The sequence below is a fragment of the Streptomyces carpinensis genome, from assembly GCF_002154505.1.
Classification (GTDB): Bacteria; Actinomycetota; Actinomycetes; order Streptomycetales; family Streptomycetaceae; genus Streptomyces; species Streptomyces carpinensis.
On the sequence record NZ_MUBM01000596.1, the window covers coordinates 1 to 904 of the forward strand.

1 protein-coding gene is annotated in these 904 nt (G+C 71.8%); it reads left to right on the forward strand.

Features of this window, described 5'->3' with window-relative positions; translation table 11 throughout:
• Nucleotides 1–91: 91 nt before the first annotated feature.
• On the forward strand, nucleotides 92–904 hold an 813-nt coding region (locus tag BZY54_RS54915; RefSeq protein ID WP_208640975.1), incomplete at its 3' end, for an alpha/beta hydrolase.

Genomic DNA, 904 nt, shown 5'->3' on the forward strand with positions numbered 1-904 from the left:
ATCCAGGCCGTCCAAGGCGAATCACTGCCGCAGTCATAGGCACCACAGGGTCAGCCTGATTGGGCCCGGCTGCCCCTAGTCCTAGCATCTGATGTCCTGCGCACCCTCCCGCGCAGCCACCACCCCCAGTGTGACGCGCGCTCGCGCCCCACGTGCCGAAGGAGTACGGCGGGCAGGGTCTGCCCATCGAGCACTGGTCGCCGATACGCTCGCGTCATCGGCCGCAGACGCACCCGCGGAAGAACCACCTCGCGAGGATCCCGCGCCAGGGCGGGTGAGCTGGGTGATCTGGTGGTTCCGGAGTTCGCGGAGTCCCGTCGAGCGCCCCACACCGGCTCCCGGCCCGGACGGCAGGCCGGCCCGGCCGGGCCCCACCGCCACCGGAGCGGAACCTGCGCCCGCGTGGCGCGAGCTCCTGGATCCCGAGTCACTCCTGGCAGCCGACTTTCTCGACGAGGTGCTCCCGCAGCCTCTGCACACCCTCGGCCTGGAGGGAGTGCGGCGGTTCGCGGCCCCGCAAGCTCCGCCCCGATGGACCCAGGTCGCGTCCGTGACGGAAGAGGACGCGACCTGGACCGACCCGTTCGGGGTGGTCCGCTCCGTGCCGGTTCGGATCTATCGGCCGCATACGCCGGGCACGGATACGGCCGGCCTGCCCTGCCTGCTCTATCTCCACGGCGGGGGCTTCACGGTCGCCAGCCCGGACGGCGTCGACGAAGTGTGCCGTCTCTTCAGCCACCACGCCGAGTGCGTCGTGGTCTCGGTCGACTACCGACTGGCCCCCGAGCATCCGTTCCCCGCCGCCATCGACGACACCAGGACGGCCCACGCCTGGCTCGTCGAGAACGCGGACCGCCTCCGCATCGACAGCCGCCGCATCGCGGTCGCCGGCGACTCGGCCGGT